Annotated in this window: 15 protein-coding genes and 1 rRNA gene; 11 read left to right on the top strand and 5 right to left on the bottom strand. The window is 72.0% G+C overall.

Annotation, left to right across the window (positions count from 1 at the left end):
- The first annotated feature begins 56 nt into the window (after positions 1 to 56).
- Positions 57 to 1,520 carry an argininosuccinate lyase gene (gene argH / locus ACIBD9_RS12945; protein ID WP_396717140.1) on the top strand — a complete coding sequence of 488 codons (1,464 nt, stop codon included), beginning with the start codon at positions 57 to 59 and terminating at the stop codon, positions 1,518 to 1,520.
- Between the two features lie 43 nt (positions 1,521 to 1,563).
- Here argH and ACIBD9_RS12950 read toward each other — a convergent pair whose 3' ends face one another.
- The 3 genes from ACIBD9_RS12950 to ACIBD9_RS12960 form a co-directional block, all read right to left on the bottom strand.
- The gene (locus tag ACIBD9_RS12950) at positions 1,564 to 1,917 is read right to left on the bottom strand and encodes an MmcQ/YjbR family DNA-binding protein (protein ID WP_396717142.1); all 354 of its coding nucleotides are present in this window, start codon (positions 1,915 to 1,917) and stop codon (positions 1,564 to 1,566) included.
- A gap of 92 nt (positions 1,918 to 2,009) precedes the next feature.
- Complete coding sequence (locus ACIBD9_RS12955; RefSeq protein ID WP_387176340.1) at positions 2,010 to 2,435, bottom strand: DNA-binding protein; 426 nt, start codon at positions 2,433 to 2,435, stop codon at positions 2,010 to 2,012.
- Positions 2,436 to 2,521: 86 nt separating this feature from the next.
- Positions 2,522 to 2,977: a hypothetical protein gene (locus ACIBD9_RS12960; protein WP_387176338.1), complete on the bottom strand. Its 456-nt coding sequence runs from the start codon at positions 2,975 to 2,977 to the stop codon at positions 2,522 to 2,524.
- A gap of 196 nt (positions 2,978 to 3,173) precedes the next feature.
- Between ACIBD9_RS12960 and ACIBD9_RS12965 the strand changes: the two genes are divergently transcribed.
- The 5 genes from ACIBD9_RS12965 (at position 3,174) to ACIBD9_RS12985 (ending at position 7,202) form a co-directional block, all read left to right on the top strand.
- Positions 3,174 to 3,815, top strand: a complete 642-nt coding sequence (locus ACIBD9_RS12965; RefSeq protein ID WP_396717145.1) for a DNA-3-methyladenine glycosylase — start codon at positions 3,174 to 3,176, stop codon at positions 3,813 to 3,815.
- A gap of 87 nt (positions 3,816 to 3,902) precedes the next feature.
- Complete coding sequence (locus ACIBD9_RS12970; RefSeq protein ID WP_396717147.1) at positions 3,903 to 4,988, top strand: WD40/YVTN/BNR-like repeat-containing protein; 1,086 nt, start codon at positions 3,903 to 3,905, stop codon at positions 4,986 to 4,988.
- Between the two features lie 2 nt (positions 4,989 to 4,990).
- Positions 4,991 to 5,266, top strand: a complete 276-nt coding sequence (locus tag ACIBD9_RS12975; RefSeq protein ID WP_396717149.1) for a ubiquitin-like small modifier protein 1 — start codon at positions 4,991 to 4,993, stop codon at positions 5,264 to 5,266.
- 161 nt (positions 5,267 to 5,427) lie between these two features.
- A complete protein-coding gene (locus tag ACIBD9_RS12980; RefSeq protein WP_396717151.1) occupies positions 5,428 to 6,570 on the top strand; it encodes an LLM class flavin-dependent oxidoreductase in 1,143 nt (380 codons plus the stop codon).
- Positions 6,567 to 7,202, top strand: coding sequence for an FMN reductase (locus ACIBD9_RS12985; RefSeq protein ID WP_396717153.1), 636 nt, complete (start codon positions 6,567 to 6,569; stop codon positions 7,200 to 7,202). The genes ACIBD9_RS12980 and ACIBD9_RS12985 overlap by 4 nt, the downstream gene beginning before the upstream one ends.
- Here ACIBD9_RS12985 and ACIBD9_RS12990 read toward each other — a convergent pair.
- Positions 7,195 to 8,067 carry a universal stress protein gene (locus ACIBD9_RS12990; protein WP_396717155.1) on the bottom strand — a complete coding sequence of 291 codons (873 nt, stop codon included), beginning with the start codon at positions 8,065 to 8,067 and terminating at the stop codon, positions 7,195 to 7,197. The genes ACIBD9_RS12985 and ACIBD9_RS12990 overlap by 8 nt on opposite strands.
- A gap of 132 nt (positions 8,068 to 8,199) precedes the next feature.
- Here ACIBD9_RS12990 and ACIBD9_RS12995 point away from each other — a divergent pair, with 132 nt between their 5' ends.
- The 3 genes from ACIBD9_RS12995 to ACIBD9_RS13005 all read left to right on the top strand — a co-directional run bounded on the left by ACIBD9_RS12995 (position 8,200) and on the right by ACIBD9_RS13005 (position 10,815).
- A complete protein-coding gene (locus ACIBD9_RS12995; protein WP_396717157.1) occupies positions 8,200 to 8,700 on the top strand; it encodes a GNAT family N-acetyltransferase in 501 nt (166 codons plus the stop codon).
- Between the two features lie 9 nt (positions 8,701 to 8,709).
- Positions 8,710 to 9,351: a hypothetical protein gene (locus tag ACIBD9_RS13000; RefSeq protein ID WP_396717159.1), complete on the top strand. Its 642-nt coding sequence runs from the start codon at positions 8,710 to 8,712 to the stop codon at positions 9,349 to 9,351.
- A 126-nt stretch (positions 9,352 to 9,477) separates the two neighbouring features.
- A complete protein-coding gene (locus tag ACIBD9_RS13005) occupies positions 9,478 to 10,815 on the top strand; it encodes a hemolysin family protein (protein WP_396717161.1) in 1,338 nt (445 codons plus the stop codon).
- A gap of 22 nt (positions 10,816 to 10,837) precedes the next feature.
- Here ACIBD9_RS13005 and ACIBD9_RS13010 read toward each other — a convergent pair whose 3' ends face one another.
- Positions 10,838 to 11,227 (bottom strand): PaaI family thioesterase, encoded by a 390-nt coding sequence (locus ACIBD9_RS13010; protein WP_396717163.1) that lies wholly within the window; start codon positions 11,225 to 11,227, stop codon positions 10,838 to 10,840.
- 100 nt (positions 11,228 to 11,327) lie between these two features.
- Between ACIBD9_RS13010 and tyrS the strand changes: the two genes are divergently transcribed.
- Both tyrS and ACIBD9_RS13020 read left to right on the top strand, forming a co-directional pair.
- Entirely contained in the window at positions 11,328 to 12,620 is a 1,293-nt protein-coding gene (gene tyrS, locus ACIBD9_RS13015) for a tyrosine--tRNA ligase (RefSeq protein ID WP_396717198.1), read from the top strand.
- A gap of 647 nt (positions 12,621 to 13,267) precedes the next feature.
- Positions 13,268 to 13,345 (top strand): 16S ribosomal RNA (locus tag ACIBD9_RS13020); the annotation flags it as partial.

Genomic DNA, 13,345 nt, shown 5'->3' on the forward strand with positions numbered 1-13,345 from the left:
GAGCAAGCGCGGCGAGCGGGCCCCGCAGTCGCGAGTGAGAGGCAACCAACGCAATGATGGGCGACGTGGACGACAAGAGCCTGACCGAGAACAGCGCCGCCACCAACCGGACGAGCCTCTGGGGTGGCCGGTTCGCGGGTGGCCCCGCCGAGGCGCTCGCCCGACTGTCGGTGAGCGTGCAGTTCGACTGGCGCCTGGCCCCGTACGACATCGCCGGTTCCCGGGCGCACGCCCGGGTCCTCGCCGGCGCCGGCCTGCTCGACCCGGAGGAGCTGGGTCGGATGCTGGCCGCGCTGGACGACCTGGAGGCCGCCTGCGCCTCCGGAACGTTCCGCCCCACCATCGACGACGAGGACGTGCACACCGCGCTGGAACGCGGTCTGCTGGAGCGCCTCGGCAGCCTCGGTGGCAAGCTGCGCGCCGGCCGCTCGCGCAACGACCAGGTCGCCACCGACCTGCGGCTCTACCTGCGCGACCACGCCCGGGGCGTGGCCAGCCGCCTGGTGGAGCTGGCGGAGGCGCTGGTCGAGCAGGCCGAGCGGCACGTCGACACGGCCGCGCCGGGCATGACCCACCTCCAGCACGCCCAGCCGGTCACCTTCGGGCACTGGCTGCTCGCCCACGTGCAGCCGCTGCTGCGTGATCTGGAGCGGCTGCGTGACTGGGACCACCGGGCGGCGATCAGCCCGCTCGGCGCGGGCGCCCTGGCCGGTTCCGGGCTCCCACTGGACCCGATGGCCGTGGCCAAGGAGCTGGGCTTCCGTACGTCGTTCGCCAACTCGATGGACGCCGTGGCCGACCGGGACTTCGTGGCCGAGTTCCTCTTCACCACCGCCCTGATCGGGGTGCACCTGTCCCGCCTCGGCGAGGAGGTGGTGCTCTGGACCTCGCACGAGTTCGGCTGGGTGGAGCTGGACGACTCGTTCGCCACCGGCTCGTCGATCATGCCGCAGAAGAAGAACGCGGACATCGCCGAGCTGGCCCGGGGCAAGTCCGGGCGTCTGGTCGGTGGCCTGATGACCGTGCTCACCATGCTCAAGGGCCTGCCGATGACCTACGACCGGGACATGCAGGAGGACAAGGAGCCGGCCTTCGACGCGGTCGACACCCTGGAGCTGCTGCTTCCGGCCCTGGCGGGAATGATCTCCACGATGACGGTCCGGGTGGACCGCCTCGTCGCCGCCGCCCCGGTGGGCTTCTCCCTCGCCACCGAGGTCGCCGACTGGCTGGTCCGACGCAACGTGCCGTTCCGCGACGCGCACGAGATCACCGGCCAGCTCGTGGCGCTCTGCGCGGCCCGGGAGTGCGAGCTGAACGACGTCTCCGACGAGGACCTGGCCGCGATCAGCGGGCACCTCGACCCGTCGGTGCGCGACGTGCTCTCGGTCCGGTCGGCTCTCGCGGCCCGGACCACCCCCGGTTCCACCGGGCCCGGCCCGGTCGCCGACCAGCTCGCCGCCGCGGCGGACCGGCTGGCCAGCTGGCGGGAGTGGGCCGCCGAGCGGGTCGTCCCGCGCTGAGCTGCGCCGTGGCGTCGGCGCTGGCCGCCGGCGCCGCGGCGGTTCAGGCCGTCGGGCGCTCCCGCTTCGGGAGCTTGGCCACCACCATGTCGTACGACGAGTCGACCGCCTCGGTCAGCTCCTCGTCGTCGATCCCGCCGTCCAGGCGCAGGGTGTTCCACCCGGACCGGCCGATGTAGGCCATCACGCTGGCGTCGTCGGGGTGCCGGTGCAGCCACTCGTCGGCCACCTCCCGGGTCGGCCCGCACTTGATGCCGACCGTCGGCTTGCCCCCGTCGCCGCCGAGGAACGCGAAGATCCGGCTGCCCACCTTCACCACCTCGTCGCCCTCCCACGGCCGGTCCAGCCACGCTCCCGGCTTGGCCAGGCAGTACGCCAGCATCTCCGCGCGCTCCATGGGTGCCTCCTCGTCGTGCGCACAGTGTGCCCGCCCGACCGCCGTCGCGGGTGCGGCGTGCCGATCCGGGCGTCGGCTCGGGACGCGCCGGATCAGGGGGTCTGCTCGGACGAGCGGGCGGCGACCCGCTCGTAGCGCTGTCGGGCCGCCTGCGCGCTGCCCAGCCCCAGCCCGTACGCGATCGCCTGCCAGGTCAGCCCCCGGTCGCGGGCCAGCGTCAACAGGCCGGCCTCCAGGGCGTCCAGCTCGGCGCGGACGTGGGGCAGCAGGGTCAGCGCGGCGGTGAGGTCGGCGGCGTCGACCGGCTCCTCGGCGGGCTCGCGCTCGGCCCCGCCGGCGGCGAGCGCGGTGACCAGGGCGACCGCCTCCCACGGGTCCAGCACGTACGGGTGCGCCCAACGGCCCCGCCGGGTGTCGGTGCCGGCGTGCCGCTCGCTGATCCGCTGCAACGCCTCGTGGGTGCGGTGGGCGCGGGCCCGGCCCGGGTCCGGCGCGGTGAAGATGTCCTCGGTCGTCATACCCCGAGCACACCCCATGAACGCCTGGTTGTCAACAGAACGTTGAAGCCTGGCGGCACGGGCGTGCCGTGCCGCCAGGCGACGCCTCAGAGCGCCAGGTCGAGCTGACGCTCGTCGTTGATGGGTGTGCAGTACGGGTCGCAGGGGCTCGCGCTCACCACGCCGAACGCGACACCCGCCGCGAACGGACGCTCGACCGGGATCACCGCGATCCGCACCTGCTGGGTGCCCTCCGCGCAGGTGACCCTCCGAACCGTCGTTCCCGCGCGCATCGTCTGGCCGACCGCCTGCGCGACCTTGACCGTGACGTCGAACTCGAGGGCCTTCGAGCAGGTCACGGTGACCGGCACGATCGCCGCCGCGCCCTTCGCCTCGATCTTGCCGGTCGCGCCGAGTGCGATCGTGGGCAGCGCCGCGTTGTCGGCCTGCGCCGCGGCCCGCAGCGGGACGCTCGCGCTCGCCGCCGGGGTGAAGGCCAGCGTCGCGGCTGCCGCGACCAGGCCGGTGGCGATCAGTGGTCGCCGAATACTCCGTACGGTCATGGTGACTCCTCCCGTGTGTCGTCGCCCCGTGCGACGACATCGGGAACACTCCCGAGCCGACGGTCGGGTTTCACTGTCCGGCCGACTGTCTGATGTGCGACGTGAGCCCCGTTCGGGTCGGGGCGGAGAGGTCGGCGGGGAGAGGCCGCCGCGCCCGCCCGGGTGCCGGGGTCGCGGGATGGGTACCGTCGGGGACATGACCCTGTCGTCCGGCGACCCCACCACCGACGCCGACCTCGCGGCGCTGGCGGACCTGCTCGCCGGTCCAGTGCTGCCGGCGGCGCGCGGACTGCTGGGCTGCCGGCTGCACGCCGGCGGGGTCACCGTCCGGATCACCGAGGTCGAGGCGTACGCGGGAAGTGGCGGCGATCCCGCCTCGCACGCCCACCGGGGCCGCACCCCGCGCAACGCCGTGATGTTCGGCCCCGCCGGGTACGCCTACGTCTACTTCACCTACGGGATGCACTGGTGCGTCAACGTGGTCACCGGGGTCGAGGGGGAGGCCTCCGCCGTGCTGCTGCGCGCCGGTGAGGTGGTCGACGGGCTGGACACGGCACGGGAGCGCCGGCCGGCCATCCGGCGGGACGTGGACCTGGCCCGCGGGCCCGCCCGGCTCTGCGCCGCACTCGGCATCGACCGCGAGGCGTACGGGGGGTACCTGCTCGGCGACGGCCCGGTCCGCCTGCGGCCCCCGGCCGGGCCGGTGCCGCCGGAGACGGTGGTGGCGGGTCCCCGGGTCGGCGTGACCGGCGCGCACGACCTGCCCTGGCGGTTCTGGCTGGACGGCGATCCCACGGTCAGCGCGTACCGCCGGCACGTGCCCCGCATCCGGCGCTGAGCGCGCCGTCCGGCGTGGGCGGCGGAGCCTGTCGGGGGATGTGGCCATAATCACCGGGCCTGCTCACCGACGGTTTCGGAGGACGTCATGGCAACACTGCTCGCGATCGGCACAGCCAAGGGATTGTTTCTCGCCACCAGCACCGACGACCGGCGCAGTTGGGAGATCACCGGTCCGCACTTCCCGATGACCGGTGTCTACGCGGTCGCCGTCGACACCCGTCGTTCCACCCCGCGGCTGCTCGCCGGGATGACCAGTTCACACTTCGGCCCCAGCGTCGCCACCAGCGACGACCTCGGTACTTCCTGGGACGAGCCCGACCAGGCGCCGGTCGCGTTCCCGGCCGACACCGGCGTCTCCCTCGGGCGGGTCTGGCAGTTGATGCCGGCCGGCCCCGACGAGCCGGACGTCGTCTGGGCGGGCACCGAGCCCTCGGCGTTGTTCAAGTCCACCGACGGCGGCCGCAGCTTCGAGCTGGTCCGGTCCCTCTGGGACCACCCGCACCGGCCCCGGTGGGAGGCCGGCTTCGGTGGTCAGGCCGTGCACACCGTGCTGCCCCACCCGCGTGACCCGGCTCGGCTGCTGGTCGCCATGTCCACCGGTGGGGTCTACCGCTCGGAGGACGCCGGGGCGAGTTGGACGCCGGGCAACACCGGCATCCGCGCCTACTTCATGCCCGACGAGTGGCCGGAGTTCGGCCAGTGCGTGCACAAGGTCGCCCGGGACGCCGCTAACCCCGAGCGGCTGTACGCGCAGAACCACCACGGTGTCTACCGCTCCGACGACGACGGCCGCACCTGGTCCTCGATCGCCGAGGGGCTGCCCAGCGACTTCGGCTTCCCGATGGTGGCCCACCCGGGGCGCGGCGGCATGGTCTGGACCTTCCCGTTGGTGGCCGACGGCGAGCGGTTCCCGACCGACCACCGCTGCCGGGTGTTCCGGTCCGCCGACGCCGGCGGCAAGTGGGAGCCGCTGTCGGTCGGGCTGCCCGAGGGGCCGTTCTATCCGGCGGTGCTGCGGGACGCGATGTGCGCGGACACCGCCAGCCCCGGTGGGGTCTACTTCGGCACCCGCTCCGGCTCGGTCTTCGCCAGCCGCGACGAGGGCGACTCCTGGTCGTCGGTCGCGGCGCACCTGCCCGACGTGCTCTGCGTTCGCGCTGCGGAGGTCTGAGCGTGGTCACCGTGCTGCTACCCGGCCCACTGCGCGGCGAGGCCGGGGGTGCGAGTCGGCTGAACGTCACCACCGCCGGAACGCTGCGGGCGGTCCTCGACGAGATGGCCGTCGCGCATCCCCGGCTGGCCCGGCGCATCCGCGACGAGCGCGGCGAGCTGCGCCGCTACGTCAACGTCTTCGTCGACGGGGAAGACTGCCGGCACTCCGGCGGCCTGGCCACCCCGGTCAAGGACGGCGCGGAGGTGCAGGTGTTGCCCTCGGTGGCGGGCGGCTGAGCGGGCCGACACCGGGGGAGTTCCCGACCGGATGTCGGGTTGTGGGAGTGACCGGCGCCACTGCGAGGCGTCCCGCCGACGGAATAGTTGCGTCGTCAAATAAGTTGTGAGCTGCGTCCGGGTACCACGACGGCACCCGGTTGACACGCGAGGAGCTGGTCATGCAGTTCGGAGTCTTCACCGTCGGTGACGCCACGGTCGATCCGACCACCGGTCGGGAGCCGACCGAGCATGAGCGGATCAAGGCGATGGTCGCGATCGCGTTGAAGGCCGAGGAGGTCGGTCTGGACGTCTTCGCCACCGGCGAGCACCACAACCCGCCGTTCGTGCCGTCGTCACCGACCACGATGCTCGGCTACATCGCGGCGCGTACCGAGCGGCTGCTGCTGTCCACCGCCACCACGCTGATCACCACCAACGACCCGGTGAAGATCGCCGAGGACTACGCGATGCTCCAGCACCTGTCCGACGGCCGGGTGGACCTCATGATGGGCCGCGGCAACACCGGCCCGGTCTACCCGTGGTTCGGCAAGGACATCCGCGCCGGCATCCCCCTGGCCATCGAGAACTACGACCTGCTGCACCGGCTGTGGCGCGAGGACGTGGTCGACTGGAAGGGCAAGTACCGCACCCCGTTGCAGTCGTTCACCTCGACGCCGCGCCCGCTCGACGGCGTGCCCCCGTTCGTCTGGCACGGCTCGATCCGCAGCCCGGAGATCGCCGAGCAGGCCGCGTACTACGGCGACGGCTTCTTCGCCAACCACATCTTCTGGCCCAAGGAGCACACCCAGCGGATGATCGCGCTCTACCGCCAGCGGTACGCGCACTACGGCCACGGCTCCGCCGACCAGGCGATCGTCGGCCTCGGCGGGCAGGTGTTCATGCGCCGCAACTCGCAGGACGCCGTCCGCGAGTTCCGGCCCTACTTCGACAACGCCCCGGTCTACGGGCACGGGCCGTCGCTGGAGGAGTTCACCCGGGAGACCCCGCTGACCGTGGGCAGCCCGCAGCAGGTCATCGACCGCACGCTCGGCTTCCGGGAGTACGTCGGTGACTACCAGCGGCAGCTGTTCCTGATGGACCACGCCGGGTTGCCGCTGAAGACCGTGCTGGAGCAGCTCGACCTGCTCGGCGAGGAGGTCGTCCCGGTGCTGCGCAAGGAGTTCGACGCGCTGCGTCCGGCCCACGTGCCGGCGGCGCCGACGCACGCCTCGCTGGTCGCCGCGGCGGGCGGCGCCAAGGACAGCACCGTGCACGCCGTCGACGACGTGACGGGCAAGGCGCCGGAGGGGGCGACCCGATGACCCACCGCACCCTGGCCGTCGTCTCGGCGGGGCTGAGCCAGCCCTCGTCGACCCGGCTGCTCGCCGACCAGCTCGCCGCGGCCACCCGCGACGAGTTGGTCCGGCGCGGCTCCGAGGTGGAGCTGCACGTCGTCGACCTGCGCGAGTACGCCCACGACGTGGTGAACAACATGCTCACCGGGTTCGCGCCGGCAGCGCTGCGCGAGGTCATCGACACGGTGACCGGGGCCGACGGGATCATCGCCGTCACCCCGATCTTCAGCGCGTCGTACAACGGGCTGTTCAAGTCCTTCTTCGACGTGTTGGATTCCGAGTCGCTGATCGACCGGCCGGTGCTGATCGGCGCCACCGGCGGCACCGCCCGGCACTCGCTGGCACTGGAGCACGCCGTCCGCCCGATGTTCGCCTACCTCCGGTCGGTGGTGGTCCCGACCGCGGTCTTCGCCGCCCCGGAGGACTGGGCCGACGGCACCGCCGATGGCGCGTTGCGCGGTCGGATCCGGCGCGCCGCCGGGGAGTTGGCCGACCAGATCGAGCGCCGGCCACCGGCCACCGGGCCGGCCGACCCGTTCGCCCTCACCACCGACTTCCTGCAGATGCTCGGCCGAGGTGACGACGCGCCGGTCAGCTGACCGGGTGGGCGACCAGCACCGGGCAGTGCGCGTGGTGGATCGCCGCCTGACTGACCGACCCGAGCAGCAGACCGGCGAACCCGGCCCGGCCCCGGGTGCCCACGACCAGCAGCGACGCCGTGCCGCTGGCCTCGATGAGCCCCTGGGCCGCGCCGGCCGCCCGGACCGGGTGCTCCCGCACCACCACGTCGGGGTGTTCGGCGCGTACCGCGGCGGAGGCGTCGGCCAGGAGCCGCACCGCCTCGGCCTGGTACGCGGCCTGCGACTCCTCGATCTCCTCCGGCACCGTCCGGTCCCCGTCCAAGGGGCCGACGTGCACCAGCACCAGGGGGACGTCCCGCAATGCCGCCTCGTCGGCGCCGAAGCCGACGGCGAGTCGGGACGACTCGGACCCGTCGACGCCGACCAGCACCGGGCCGTCCACCGGGATCGGCTGCTCGTCCGGCCGGACCACCAGCACCGGGCAGTGCGCGTGCGCGGCCACCTGCACGCCGACCGAGCCGAGCAGCAGCCCGGCGAACCCGCCCAGCCCACGGCTGCCCACCACGACCAGCTCCGCCCGGCGGGACTCCTCGATCATGGTGGCCCCCGGGCCGCCGGCGACCTGACGGACCTCGACGGCGAGGCCGGGCCACCGGCCGGTCAGCTCGGCCGCCGTGCGCTCCAACATCTTCTGCGCCTCCTCGGAGGGCACCGGCACCCCGATGTCGTACGGGTTGAGCGGCACGCCGTAGCCGGACGGGTGCAGGTAGCCGTGCACCAGGAGCAGCGGTCGGGACCGGAGTAGCGCGGCCCGCGCCGCGTGTTCGGCGGCGACGAGGCTGGACGGCGATCCGTCCACGCCCGCCACGACAGGTCGGTTCATCGGCGCTCCCTGGGTCGGTCAGGTCATTGTCGGCCGCGCGGCCGCACCGGCGGGGCCGGACGCGCCGGCCCCGGCACTTCCGGCTGAATCCGCGCCTGCCTTCCTGTCACCCCTGTTGCGTACCCTCATCCGATGACTTCTGAGCTGCGGCTGCGTCCGGTCCTGGAGGACGACCTCGTCGAGTTCTTCCTGCACCAGCAGGACCCGGAGGCCAACCGGATGGCCGCGTTCGGCCCGAAGGACCCGTCCGACCACCGGGAGTTCGCCGCACACTGGGCCCGAGTCCTCACCAACCCGGCGAACCTGGTCCGCACCGTCGACGTCGACGGCGAGGTGGTCGGCTACGTGAGCGCCTTCCCGGCCGAGGGGCACACCGAGGTCAGCTACTGGATCGACCCGGCGCGCTGGGGCCGGGGCCACGCCACGGCGGCCCTGTCCGCCCTGCTGCGCGAGCTGCCCCGGCCGGTGCACGCCCGCGCCGCCAAGGACAACGCCGCCTCCCTCGCGGTGCTCCGCAAGTGCGGGTTCGTGGTGGTCGGTGAAGACTCGGGGTACGCCAACGGCCGCGGCGAAGACGTCGAGGAGTGGCTGCTGGAGCTGCCCGCCGACGGCGCTGACCTGGGCGGGCACTAGTCTCGCGGCGTGAACTGGTTGGATCTCGTCGGCTGGGCCGGCTCCGCGGTGCTGGTCTGGTCGCTGCTGCAGTCGCGCGTCCTGCGGTTGCGGGCGCTCAACCTCGTCGGCAGCGTCGTGCTGATCGGCTACAACGCCGCGATCGAGGTCTGGCCCATGGTCGGGCTCAACGTCGTGCTCGCGGCGATCAACATCTGGTACCTGCGCGGGATGCTCCTCACCCGGCACGACGAGAAGACCTACCAGGTGGTGGAGGTCGGTGTCGACGACCAGTTCCTCGCGCACACGCTGCGGGTGCACGCCGCCGACATCGCCCGGTTCAACCCCGGCTTCCACTGGGCCCCGGACGCGTCGGGGCGCTCGGCGTTCCTCGTGGTCACGGCCGACGAGGTGGTCGGGGTGGTGCTGTCGCACGCCGAGGCGCCCGGCGTCGCCCAGATCGACCTGGACTACGTGACCCCGAAGTTCCGTGACTTCACCCCGGGCGAGTTCGTCTACCGACGCAGCCACCTGTTCACCGAACGCGGCTTCCACCGGGTGGTCAGCCCACCGCGGATGGTCGCCCCCTACTACCACCGGCTCGGCTTCCGCCCGGAGGGCGACTCGTACGTCCTCGACCTGCCCGTGCCGGTGACCACCGATTCGGCGTAGCGTCGCCGCCGCAGGATTCGGCCGGCACCGGACGGGGCAAAGACAGGCCTACGCCGGGCGGGCTCGCCGATCGGCGGGTGCCGCGCGTAGCGGCCGGTGCCACCACCACGAGGGAGCGAACCGGGCGTGCAGAGCTACGGGAGCCAACTGGCCCTGGTCGGAGTCCTGGTCGTGATCAACGCGCTCTTCGCGGGCAGCGAGATGGCGTTGGTGTCGCTGCGAGACAGCCAGATCCAGCGGTTGGAGCGGACCAGCCGGGCCGGGCGGGTGCTCGCCCGACTCGCCAAGGACCCGAACCGCTTCCTGGCCACCATCCAGATCGGCATCACCCTCGCCGGCTTCCTGGCCTCCGCCGCGGCGGCGGTCTCGCTGGCCAAACCCCTGGTGCCGCTGCTCGGGGTGTTCGGCGGCGCCGCCGAGACGGTGGCCATCGTGGCGGTCACCCTCGCGCTGACCTTCGTCACCCTGGTCTTCGGCGAGCTGGCACCGAAGCGGATTGCCATGCAGTCCGCCGAGCGGTGGGCGCTGCTGGTGGCCCGCCCACTCGACCTGCTCGCCAGCCTCACCCGGCCGGCCGTCTGGGCGCTCGGTGCCACCAGCGACGTGGTGGTCCGCCTGGCCGGGCTCAACCCCAAACACCAGCCGGAGGAGATCGGCCCGGACGAGCTGCGCGACATCGTCGCCGGCAACCACGGCTTCACCAAGGAACAGCGCACCATCATCGCGGGCGCCGTGGAGATCGCCGACCGGCGGTTGCGGGCTGTCCTCGTACCCCGGTTGCAGGTCTTCACGCTCGACAGCGGGACCACCGCGGAGGCCGCGCGGCTCGTGCTGGCCGCCACCGGGCACTCCCGGGCGCCGGTCGTGCGCCACGGCGGCCTGGACGACACGGCCGGGGTGATCCACCTGCGTGACCTGGTGGGCGTGCCCGACGACCGACCGGTCGACGAGATCGCCCGACCGCCGATGCTGCTGCCCGACTCGCTACCGGTGGTGGACGCGCTGCGCCAGTTCAAGGCCGAGCGTCAGCACATTGCGCTCGTCGTGGACGAGCGCGGCGCCGTCGACGGCATCGTGACGCTGGAGGACATCCTGGAGGAGATCGTCGGCGAGATCTACGACGAGACCGACCGGGATGTGCGCTCGGTGCGCCGCGACCCCGACGGCGCGCTGCTGCTGCCCGGCACCTTCCCGGTGCACGACCTGCCGGACATCGGCGTGGAGCTGCCGTCGCGCCCGGCCGGTGACTACACCACCGTCGCCGGGCTGGTGCTGGCCCGGCTCGGGCACATCCCCACCGTCGCCGGGGAGGACGTCACGCTGGACGGCTGGGTACTGGTGGTGGCCGGCATCGACCACCGGGCGATCACCGAGGTACGGCTCAGCCGCGTACCCGACGAAGCCGCCAGCGACGCCGACACCGACGAGGCCGCGGAGCCGGTGCTGGACGAGGCCCGCAGCTGATCCGTGCATCGGACGCCGTCGCTCAGTCGCGCGACAGGTTCTGCAGCCGGACCTGACCACGGGCGACCAGCCGCTCGTCGCCGTCGGTGATCTCCACCTGCCAGAGCTGCTGGCTGCGGCCCCGGTGCACCGGCGTCCCGACCGCGGTCAGCTCGCCGTCCCGGACGGCCCGCAGGAAGTCGGTCTGGTTCGACACCCCGACCACCGTGCCCCGGTCGGCCAGCCAGAGGGCGCCACCCACGCTGGCCGCGGTCTCCACGACCGAGCAGTACACCCCGCCGTGCTGGATGCCGACCGGCTGGTGCAGCTCCGGCCGGACCCGCCAGCTGATGACCACCCGGTCGGCGCTGGCCTCCTCGAACTTGAGGCCGAGCAGGGCGACGAAACCGCCCGTCAGATCCGGAATCTCCATCGCAAAGCCCTCCTCGATCAACGGGGCGCAAGCCTAGCCGGGGCGGGTTGCGGCAAACCCGGTACGGGTAGGTGCCGGCGATGGGGGAGAATCGGTGACCGTGACCGACAGCAGCCCTCCGCCGCCCCGGCGGGACTCCCTGACCGACGACCTGCTCTGGCGTGGCCTGATACAGGACTCGACCGGCCTCGACGAGCTGCGCGAGCTGCTCGACGGTGGGACGTCCGCCACGTACTACGTGGGGTTCGACCCCACCGCCCCGAGCCTGCACGTCGGCAACCTCATGCAGGTCCTCATGGCCCGCCGCCTGCAACTCGCCGGCCACCGCCCGTTGCTGCTGGTCGGCGGGGCGACCGGGCAGATCGGTGACCCGAAGGAGAGCGCCGAACGGACCCTCAACCCGCCCGACGTGATCGCCGGCTGGGTCGAGCGCATCCGCGAGCAGTTGGCGCCGTTCGTGTCGTACACCGGCGAGAACGCGGCCCAGCTGGTCAACAACCTGGAGTGGACCGGCGAGATGTCGGTGGTCGAGTTCCTCCGCGACGTGGGCAAGCACTTCCCGGTGAACAAGATGCTGGCGCGGGAGGTGGTGCGGGCCCGCCTGGAGACCGGCATCAGCTTCACCGAGTTCAGCTACCAGTTGCTGCAGGGCAACGACTTCTTCGAGCTGCACCGCCGGCACGGCTGTCAGCTCCAGTTCGGCGGGTCCGACCAGTGGGGCAACATCACCGCCGGCGTCGACTACGTCCGCCGGCGCGGGGCAGGGCCGGTGCAGGCGTTCACCACGCCGCTGGTCACCAAGTCCGACGGCACGAAGTTCGGCAAGAGCGAGGGCGGCTCCGTCTGGCTCGACCCCACGATGACCAGCCCGTACGCCTTCTACCAGTTCTGGCTCAACGTCGAGGACCAGGAGGTCGACCGCTACCTGCGGTACTTCAGCTTCCGCACCCGGGACGAGTTGGAGGAGCTGGCGAAGGCCACCGCCGAGCGGCCGGCGGCCCGTCTGGCGCAGCGGGCGCTCGCGGAGGAGCTGACCACCCTGGTGCACGGCGCCGACGAGGCTCGGCAGGCGGTCGCCGCCAGTCAGGCGCTCTTCGGCCGTGGGTCGCTGGACGAGCTGGCCCCGGAGACGCTGCGCGCGGCGTTGACCGAGGCCGGCCTGGTGCGTCTCTCCGGCGAACTGCCGGATGTGGCGGGCCTGTTGCGGGACTCCGGGCTCGTCAGTGGCCTGAAGGAGGCACGTCGGGTGATCGCCGAGGGTGGTGCCTACGTCAACAACAACCGGGTGACCGAGGTGGACGCCGCGGTGTCGCCGGCGGATCTGCTGCATGGGCGATACCTGGTGCTACGCCGGGGGAAGCGTTCGTTCGCGGGCGTTGAGCTGGGTGAATAGCCGCCCGTCGACGATGTGACCGGGGACGCGTCCGGCGGATTTGACGATCATCCCGCCGGACGCGTAACTTTCTCTCTGTCAGCGCGGAACGGACGAAACAGGCGAAAGCCTGAGGCGGCCGGAGCGCGGGAATGACCGCCGGGTCAGAGGGGTTGTACCCCTCGGGACCGGTGCCGGGTGGTGCCCCCAAAGTTCGCCGCGAGGCGGATTTGGAGCGGCGGAACCGACCGGGTAAGGTTAACGACCGGCAGGGCACCGGGCGAGCTTGCGGGAAACCGCAGCGGCCGGCCTGCCAAATCCGTGACGAGAGCGGCGCGAGCCGGTCGAGACATGGTGCCCGCATTATTCGGGTGAAGCACGACGAACCGCGAAATATCGGTTTGACACGGCGGAAACGAGCGGGTAACGTAGTAAAAGTGCCTGGCGCTGGAAAGCGCCGGGGGCGCAGAGCGAGAAAAGCCCCGTGATTGGGTTTCACTGTGGTGGAGCTTTTGATCGGTGTGTGGTTGTTCTTTGAGAACTCAACAGGGTGCTTGTAAAGCCAGTGCCAATTATGATTTATACCCCGGACTGGTCAGTTTTTGCTGGCTGGTTGGGATTCCTTTGGCAACATTTGTTTGTTGTCAGGATGCTGTTCAACTAATTTTTTGTTGGAGAGTTTGATCCTGGCTCAGGACGAACGCTGGCGGCGTGCTTAACACATGCAAGTCGAGCGGAAAGGCCCT

It is taken from the genome of Micromonospora sp. NPDC050784 (genome assembly GCF_044456765.1).
GTDB classification, from domain to species: Bacteria; Actinomycetota; Actinomycetes; order Mycobacteriales; family Micromonosporaceae; genus Micromonospora; species Micromonospora foliorum.